Source organism: Candidatus Aquicultor sp. (assembly GCF_054640775.1).
In genome coordinates this window covers 1-8,053 of the sequence record NZ_JBTSLF010000119.1, presented here as the reverse complement: position 1 = coordinate 8,053, position 8,053 = coordinate 1, and the positions used below count along the sequence as shown (strand labels likewise).

Annotated in this window: 10 protein-coding genes; 4 read left to right on the top strand and 6 right to left on the bottom strand. The window is 49.3% G+C overall.

The genetic code is table 11. The features are described from left to right. The 3 genes from ACYC56_RS10055 to ACYC56_RS10045 all read right to left on the bottom strand — a co-directional run. Positions 1-562: transketolase (locus ACYC56_RS10055; protein ID WP_461374048.1), on the bottom strand; the 562-nt coding region annotated here is incomplete at its 3' end. Further along, on the bottom strand, positions 534-1,259 hold the full coding sequence (locus tag ACYC56_RS10050; RefSeq protein WP_461374047.1) for a beta/alpha barrel domain-containing protein: 726 nt from the start codon (positions 1,257-1,259) through the stop codon (positions 534-536). The genes ACYC56_RS10050 and ACYC56_RS10055, both read right to left, overlap by 29 nt. Positions 1,260-1,400: 141 nt before the next feature. Continuing rightward, complete coding sequence (locus ACYC56_RS10045) at positions 1,401-2,477, bottom strand: CAP domain-containing protein (RefSeq protein ID WP_461374046.1); 1,077 nt, start codon at positions 2,475-2,477, stop codon at positions 1,401-1,403. 329 nt (positions 2,478-2,806) lie between these two features. Here ACYC56_RS10045 and ACYC56_RS10040 point away from each other — a divergent pair, with 329 nt between their 5' ends. Beyond that, positions 2,807-3,106, top strand: coding sequence for a hypothetical protein (locus ACYC56_RS10040; RefSeq protein WP_461374045.1), 300 nt, complete (start codon positions 2,807-2,809; stop codon positions 3,104-3,106). 91 nt (positions 3,107-3,197) lie between these two features. Here ACYC56_RS10040 and ACYC56_RS10035 read toward each other — a convergent pair whose 3' ends face one another. From ACYC56_RS10035 to ACYC56_RS10025, 3 genes are all read right to left on the bottom strand, one after another. Next, entirely contained in the window at positions 3,198-3,890 is a 693-nt protein-coding gene (locus ACYC56_RS10035) for a hypothetical protein (protein ID WP_461374044.1), read from the bottom strand. A 486-nt stretch (positions 3,891-4,376) separates the two neighbouring features. Next, positions 4,377-6,038 carry a SpoIIE family protein phosphatase gene (locus tag ACYC56_RS10030; protein WP_461374043.1) on the bottom strand — a complete coding sequence of 554 codons (1,662 nt, stop codon included), beginning with the start codon at positions 6,036-6,038 and terminating at the stop codon, positions 4,377-4,379. Next, positions 5,924-6,649, bottom strand: a complete 726-nt coding sequence (locus tag ACYC56_RS10025; protein WP_461374042.1) for a PAS domain-containing protein — start codon at positions 6,647-6,649, stop codon at positions 5,924-5,926. Before ACYC56_RS10025 ends, ACYC56_RS10030 begins: the two co-directional genes overlap by 115 nt. Positions 6,650-6,958: 309 nt before the next feature. Here ACYC56_RS10025 and ACYC56_RS10020 point away from each other — a divergent pair, with 309 nt between their 5' ends. From ACYC56_RS10020 to ACYC56_RS10010, 3 genes are read left to right on the top strand one after another with little or no spacing between them, the layout of a single operon-like run. Further along, positions 6,959-7,456: an ABC transporter ATP-binding protein gene (locus tag ACYC56_RS10020; RefSeq protein WP_461374041.1), complete on the top strand. Its 498-nt coding sequence runs from the start codon at positions 6,959-6,961 to the stop codon at positions 7,454-7,456. Then, complete coding sequence (locus ACYC56_RS10015; RefSeq protein ID WP_461374040.1) at positions 7,449-7,646, top strand: hypothetical protein; 198 nt, start codon at positions 7,449-7,451, stop codon at positions 7,644-7,646. The genes ACYC56_RS10020 and ACYC56_RS10015 overlap by 8 nt, the downstream gene beginning before the upstream one ends. Next, the gene (locus tag ACYC56_RS10010; RefSeq protein ID WP_461374039.1) at positions 7,643-7,795 is read left to right on the top strand and encodes a hypothetical protein; all 153 of its coding nucleotides are present in this window, start codon (positions 7,643-7,645) and stop codon (positions 7,793-7,795) included. Before ACYC56_RS10015 ends, ACYC56_RS10010 begins: the two co-directional genes overlap by 4 nt. Positions 7,796-8,053 lie beyond the last annotated feature (258 nt).

Genomic DNA, 8,053 nt, shown 5'->3' with positions numbered 1-8,053 from the left:
TCTGGATATTATTCCTGTCTAATAGAACCGTTAAATTCCTTATTGCATGATTGCCTGCAAAAAGCAGCGCCTCCCATGTCTGGCCCTCATTATGCTCGCCATCGCTTAACACACAATACACATGGTACTTCTTGTCATCCATGCGCCCGGCGAGGCTTCTGCCGACAGCCTGCGAAAGCCCCTGCCCGAGCGGACCACCCGTGTTCTCTACCCCCGGCAGCGAGAGATTGTGTGGGTGCCCCTGCAGGCGTGAGCCAAGTTTGCGAAACGTCAACAGCTCGTCCACGGGAAAATACCCTGCACGGGCCATAGCGGCGTAGCGTACCGCGCAGATATGGCCGTTGGATAAAATCAACCTGTCCCGCTCATCCCAGAACGGGTTGCTCGGGTCGTGGTTTAAAATATTGAAGTAGAGTGCGGCGAAAACGTCGGCCATTCCCAACGGACCGCCTGCATGTCCGCTTTCGGCTTTGACCAGCATACGGATTATATCCTGGCGGATAGTATTTGCTAGTAATTCTAACTCTAAAATCTCAAGTTCGGATATCGTCAGCGCCCTCACCACCGCTTTTACGCTCTCTTATTCCCTCGATTCCGCCAAATAATCTAGGTGATTGCAATTGGCCAAATGGTTGCAGACGCGTCTCGAATTCTTTGAACGCATCTTCGGGATTCGACACATTGAAAACGGCGCGTCCAACGCAGATAAAATCGGGCTTAGCATCGGCTATGTCATTAAGCAACTCAAGCCTGACCCCGCCGTCTATACCGGACTCGACGTCCGGCTGCAACAACCTTAAGCCCTTGATCTTCTCGAGGACCGACAGCTCGAACGGCGACCCTTTAACCTGTGGATTAACGGCAAGAAAGAGGACCGAATCCACCTCTTTCGCCAGTCCCAAAAGTTTGCCGACCGATGTGCCGGGATTCACGGCCAAACCAACCTCAAACCCCAGCTCTCTGATTTTATTGATAGTATCCCGATGATCGGACACGGCTTCATAATGAAAAAATACCCTTTTAAAAGCGGTACCCTTAAGCGGTTTCAGGTACGAAACGGGATCGCTCACCATCAGATGGGCATCAAGGCGCAAGCTTGTCGTTACCGAGGCCGCCTCGACCGGTGAAATGCTGTTCATAGGCACGAATCGGCCATCCGCAAAATCAACCTGAGCCGTACCTGACAACAACTCCGCCAGCATCAGTTTACGCCGATATTCGTCAAGTGTAGTGCTTAGAATCGCCGGAATAAGTCGCATACTTAAATACCCCCAAGTCCGCGAGCGCGTAGCGTGCTCCAGTGAATAATTCCCTTTATTGTAGCGGCAAGCAACCTATCAGAAAAGCTGCTTGCCCCGATATCACAAGCATAGCACTACTTACCCCCCAGCGATACGAAATTAATCGGAGGTCTTGGTCTTAAAACGCCAGTCGAGGTAGATGGAATCATCATCTGCGTTGGCGTTAACGCTCACGCGATAGTTCATCCCGTACTCCAGCGGACGCTTTGGGATAATCGCGATAGAATCCCTGATATATTTGTCAGAAAACGGCGTTATTTTATAAAACTCGATGTCGACCCCATTACTATCGGCAAGTTTGACATCGACGACCTTGATATCCTTATAGCCGTTAAACGTAACCGTAATCGGGTACCCCACCGGATACTTTGTGCCCGGCAGGGGGTCCGGCGTCTCATCACCGGTGAACTTCACCGGAACATTTGTCTGGGCGTCGATAGGGTAGTAAGTAATCTTCCTTGAGGTCGGGAACCCGGGGTTGGCAAAATCCATAACGTAGGCCACGCGATCCCCCGCTTTCGCCGCCCCGAAACCGGTCTCATACACGTTTGGGTTTATGATCGGCAACCGGTGATACACCGTATCCACCCAGCCGTCGATAGCCCACTGGGGGTCGATCCGCAAGAGATACTGTGCAGACGACCAGCGCATGCTGCAGACCTCTGTGGCATAAGTAAATTCATCGTAGCCGAAGTAGCGCATCCTGTCCCACGGCCAGGCGCCGGTAAAGCCGGTATCGCTGTTGCTCTCGACATGCCCGGACAAATTATGGCCGACGTTATATGCCGCATGCGCCATCGATGCCTTGTTGATGGTTTTATTCAGCGTGATGGCTTTAAGCCCGACAACGCTGCGGTAATGATTAACCCTGCTCAAGGCGGCACTTTGCTGCTCGGTGGGGTTAAGCTCCGGCATCACCTTGGGCTCGGTTGTCGCCGGTGAGATGATGACCCGCCAGTCCCTCAAATCCAAACCGCCGCCCTTGGGAATCTTGGACGCCGATACCGTAATGCTCGGCTTTTTGCACGACACACACGACTTTCCAAAATCGCGCGCCATTTTCGGGTCGTTAAAGTAAAGTGTGGTAAAAAACGCCAAGGTCAGCATGAGAAGCATGCTCGCAAAAACATATAACGCCCTGATAAATATATGAAAAAGAAGCCTGGGTCCGTTCATTAGTCACCGTTGTCTTTGCTCAATCGCAGTGGAAGTACCTTTATAATAACCATTTATCGACAATTTTAACCACTGCCGGCGCTTGCTTATAGCCATGATCCTACCGTTCGCCCGCCATCGATATCCGGCGAGCGGCACCGTATACGGCCCACCGGTTTTCACCCGCCATCCACGTCCGAAATGGCGCCATTAGACACCGCATCAGGTCATTTACCAGGTTTTTATTATCGATTTCCCGATCGGCCTGTATAGTGAAATTAAGGCGATAAGCTGAAAGCAATGACGGTTCCCGGTGAAAACATCGGGATAGTAATCGGGAGGTGAGACTTATGGCAAGGACGACTATATTAAGAGGGTTTCTAGAGAGAATCGGCGTTCCGGCACTAAAAAGCTCGGGCACATGGAGCGTCATCAAGATCGAAAAGATGCTCAAAGACCTCAACATAACCGGCTACGAGTTCGACTACGAGCCCAGGGTGGTCCAATTGAAAGATAGAAACCAACTGATGCTGGTGTTGTACTATGCGATGCCATTTGAAGTCTCAGACGATTTTGATTTGGCCCCGGACGAGTTCAACGGTGTCGCATCGATCCAGGTGGGCAGCTGGCAGTTCGAGTCCAGAGCTTGAATTTAGAAGGTAGTAGGTTACGTTATCAATAAAAATAAGCCCCGGCAACTCGCCGGGGCTTTCGATTTAATTAGATATTATGGATGTGTTTCTAATACCACCCGCGTTTTTTCTTAAATGCCATGGCTTTAGATGGGTTGCCATAGCGGCGCTTGATATACTCACAGCCGGCTCTAGCCTCACTGGCCGGATCCCCTAAGACCATCCATTTCGGCGGATTGCCGAGCTGGAATAATCCGTAGTATCCCGCCGAGCTGATGGTACCAGGAGTCACACATTCGTGTTTATATATATACACAAGCGCATCCTGGTCGGCTTTCGAAGGCCAATAGGTCGCACCAACGCGCCTGACTGCCGCTTCGACATCACATGACCTATAGGCGCCCCTGGAAACGACGACGCGCCTCCCTCGATGGCTATGCCTGCGTTTCTTCTTCTTTTTCTTCTTATGTTTCTTCTTTTTGTGCTTTTTCTTCTTGTGCTTTTTAGTGGTCTTCTTAGTGCTTACCAGGTACGGTTTCGCCTGTCCCGACGCTGAAGACAAGCCACTCGTACTGCCAGCACTCGCATTTAAACTGGCAAACCTGACGACTCCGTTGCTTATGGCACTTGTGCTATGCGCATTACTTGTACCGCTTGAAACGCCCGTCGTCGTAGCGGCACTATTTGATCTTACTTGTGCGATAGTCCCATCATGCTGAGATTGAGCCGCTGATACATGCAACATCACAACCGTAAGGAGCATTGCTAAACCGAGAATCGAGAAACTTTTGTATTTCTTCACTAAGCACCCCCACCTAATTTTTGATTTTAAGGAGCGTTTATGGCTTTTTGCGTTCTTTTGTAAACATATTCGCCAGATAAATCGCGTTTCAAGCCGAACTCCCGCCTTGCTGTAAATTTTTACAAGGCTTAAGCCCCGTCCATCAGCTTCCTTTGCGCATGATGGCACCGTAAGCATGCAGTATTCTATTAGATCTTGTGGTCTTGGATTAGGTTTAGTGCTGCGGCGAATGGAGGTTTATATCGTGGCATCGATATAAGAATCTTGTAATCGAAAATCTGTGATTAATTCTGCTATCTAGTGCTGTTATTGACCGTTTTCTTCATTATGTAAGCCCTTTTACCGTTTGGCTGAAGGACTGTATAGTCCATTACTATAGCGTAAATTTGCCCGAATGTCCAGCCGAAGCACCCCCGGCGCAATGTGTAACGATGCATTATGCCTGGTAATAAGCCTGTTATTAGCACAATAAACGGTGATTTTCACTTACTTCTCAGGGGAAACGACGAGGATGGCGACATCATCCGATAGTTCGCCGTCGGTAAACTCCATGACATGGTCGAACAATGCTCCCGGCACCTCTTTGGCGGGCATTGGCTGCAGGTCTTTTAAGAGATCAACCAATCTTTGCTCACCAAAAAACTCCCCATTATCCCGCGCTTCGATTATGCCATCGGTATAAAGTAATAATATATCGCCTTTCTTAAGGTTCGCTTTGCCGCTTCTATAATGCATCCCCGGAAACCCGCCAATCATCGGAGAATTTTTAGCAAGCAACTGAACATGTGGCCCTCTCTTTATCATTGCAGGGGGATGCCCGGCGCTACAGTAGGTGAGCTTGCCTGTGTCGAGCTCGAGCACACCGAAAAAGGCCGTCATGAAAATGTTAGGCGGAGAAGTTTTTACAAGCATATCATTAGCCTTTGCCATAATCAGGGCAGGTGTGCCACCCTCATAAGCATGCGCCTTAATTGTATTTCTCACCATTGAAGTAAGCGCGGCCGCCTCTATACCTTTACCGGAGACATCTCCAATAATGATGCCGATTTTACCGTGCTCGATTTCGAAGAGATCGTAGAAATCACCGCCGATTCTTGCCGCCTCGCTTGCAGAGCGATAAAGGTAACCGAAGGTCATACCCTCAATGCGCTCAGGCATAGTGAGAAGCGATTCCTGCAGGATATCTGCGATATGACGTTGCGCCGAATAGAGCCTTGCGTTCTCCAGCGCCAGCGAAACCGAGCTCGCAAGTTTACCGGCAAAATCAATCTGAGTGTGGTCAAAAGTGACCGGCGCTGAATGGTAATAGAACGTTATCGCGCCGATAACTTCATCCCTGAGCAGTAAAGGAACGGTCATTAACGAGCGAACATTATACCGTTTAGCCGTATTGCCGTTGACCCTTCTATCGTGTAAGGCATCGTTACTAACGAGCGTTTCTTTCTTGCTGGCGGCGATCGGTACAATTGGTATCTGCTCACCGGTTAGTTTTCTCCCAATTATATCTTGTGGAAATCCGAAGACGTACCTCGCGACCCAATAATCATCCTCGCGTAGAATTACCGCTGCCGATTCGCACCCTATCGCCCTTGTCGACTCTACCACTACGCTCTGCATGATCTCGCTAAATTCAAGGGTTGAGTTTATTGCGACGCTAACTCTGTTGAGGGCATCACTTAATTCCTTTGCCCGTTTGCTTTCGGTAATATCGAACATCACACCCTGTAAGACTAAGGGCTTACCGGTATCGTCCCGTACAACCACCGCCTCATCGCGGACCCATCTCACGCTGCCGTCACCGGTAAACATACGGTACTCTGTAATAAATGGCGCGCTGGCGGCGTGCGATACAGCAAGATCATCCATGACCCGCGAATAATCATCGGGATAAAGGTGTTTGCGCCAGAAATCCGGATCACTCATAAATTCGGCCTCAGAATAGCCCAGTATCTCTTTGATCTGGGGGCTAACGTAGAGGGTAGTGCTTGCCGGATCGAGCGCAGCTATATAGGTAACCGCTGGGATTTGCTCGACTAATGTACGGAGCCTGGCCTCAGATTCACGCAGCGCCTCCCGTCTTTGCGGGTAAAAACATCCTCCTCGGTGCGATAAGTTTTGCCGGCGCCGGTAACTTTTAGCACCGGGCAATCAGCGGCAGGCAGCGGTGTTCCATCGGCCTTTTGGAAGTGGACTGTCTCATGCATATCCTTTCCGAGCAGTTCCGATTCGATCCACCCTAATAGGCGTTCGGCCTCAGGATTCATGAAGGTAAGCTTGTCATCCTCATCCAGCACAAAAACGCCCTCGCCCAACACCGAGGTAATCGTGTGTAATATTTTTTCGCTTGCGTTTACCTTCGCAACAGCCTTTTTTCGCCTCGTAATATCGGTAAATGATAAAGTAACGCCTACAATATCGTCTTTATCATTATAGAGAGGCGTGGCATTCACCGACACGATTACCCGCGAGCCGTTTGGGCGCACAACGACATACTCGACGTTGCGCAGTAGCTTGCCTGTTCGTAAGGTCTGAGCATAAGGCCGTTGCTCGACTGGAAAAGGTCTGCCGTCCAAGGTAGTGACATTATATCCGGGCTTATTATAGGGGGCGCCGATCAAGCTACTGCGTTTAACGCCAAGCACCGTTTCGGCTGAAGCATTTGCGTAAACTATCAAACCATCTTTATCGACAACCAATATGCTCTCGGCTATGGTCTCAATTATGCGTTCTAGATAGTTTCTCCAGGCATTTTCATCCATTTTGCCCTCCTAGACGACCACAACCAGTTTCTCTACCGTATTTATGCTCCACCTATATTTCTATCCAGAAATATCAATTCGCTTTGTTACAAAACTTGCATACAAATCCAATTTATCTCTGATGATGTGTTTTACCTGGGGATGCCCAGTAACACCCCTTTTTTCATGCTAAATTATTATCAAAATTAGCTCAGGGGATGAGGGATTTCATTAGGATTCGGAAGAGCCTTTACTTGCTCGGAAGTGGAAAAGACCTTAGCCCCATGTCACATCTGATGCTCTCGTTGTGTTGTTACTATCGAGGTGATAATGATGACTGTGTTCTCTGCAAGTGAGCATATTATTCAAACGTTTGACCTTACAAAAACCTATGGGAAACAAAGGGCGGTAAACGGATTGAACATCACCGTGCGTCGGGAAGAAATCTATGGGTTCCTCGGCAAAAACGGGGCAGGCAAAACAACGACCGTTCGTATGCTGCTGGCGCTTATAAAACCCACGAACGGATTTGTGGAGATCATGGGTAAGCGCATTTCGATGAATAATGCGCACATTTTTAAATTTATAGGATCGATGGTCGAAACGCCGACGTTTTATCCGAACCTAACCGTCTATGATAACCTCGATATCAAAAGAAAGCTTGTCGGGCTAAAAAGCACACAACCGGTCGACCGGGCTATCGAGCTGGCAGGGTTGGAATATGAGAGGGATAAAAGGGCCGGAAGGCTCTCGCTTGGAAACAAGCAGCGACTTGGACTCGCCCGTGCCCTTCTGCATTCGCCCGATATATTGATTTTGGATGAGTAAGGGACTTTCGTGGTCGGTTGTTGAGATATCCTTGTGGCGCTTTATCCTCACCACAGTCCTCATCTATCTCGTATTGCCGGTGACGGCTTTCATCGCGATGCTCGGTAAAGGCTATATCGCGCCAATTGGGTTTGCCAGCGTCGCCACGATGTCGAACCGGTGCTCATCAACAGCGACTATACCCACTTGATACCCTGGACGATCCCCGGCACGCTCATCATGTCGATTACGCACAACACACCGATAAAACCTGTATCATATGCTATTTTGGCCGGTACATTTGCCCTCGGCACACTCCTGAACCTGCTCTACATAAACCATGCCGACATCAACGGGTAGCAGGCAACAAAGCAATGGCGTTTACACCAACTCTTTTTTGCAAAGCGGCTGATTCATGTCCTTTTCTATCCCCTGATGCAACGATTATTTCTACTCCAGCTAGCGAATGCAAACTGAGCTTTCTTGTTTAGGGGTGGCAAAATATAGCGTCTATGCTATACTGTACCTGTGGGTCAGTGGAGCTTGGTCTTTTACAAAACTACAAACGGAAGGTGCCCTGTTAATGAGTACCTCGATGGACTGGGCGCAAAAGAGGCA

Bases quoted from the DNA above. Each gene is read 5' to 3' on its own strand.
- ACYC56_RS10015 (WP_461374040.1), top strand. From the start codon at position 7,449: ATGAGTAAGGGACTTTCGTGGTCGGTTGTTGAGATATCCTTGTGGCGC.
- ACYC56_RS10050 (WP_461374047.1), bottom strand. From the start codon at position 1,259: ATGCGACTTATTCCGGCGATTCTAAGCACTACACTTGACGAATATCGG.
- ACYC56_RS10025 (WP_461374042.1), bottom strand. From the start codon at position 6,649: ATGGATGAAAATGCCTGGAGAAACTATCTAGAACGCATAATTGAGACC.
- ACYC56_RS10020 (WP_461374041.1), top strand. From the start codon at position 6,959: ATGATGACTGTGTTCTCTGCAAGTGAGCATATTATTCAAACGTTTGAC.
- ACYC56_RS10045 (WP_461374046.1), bottom strand. From the start codon at position 2,477: ATGAACGGACCCAGGCTTCTTTTTCATATATTTATCAGGGCGTTATAT.
- ACYC56_RS10040 (WP_461374045.1), top strand. From the start codon at position 2,807: ATGGCAAGGACGACTATATTAAGAGGGTTTCTAGAGAGAATCGGCGTT.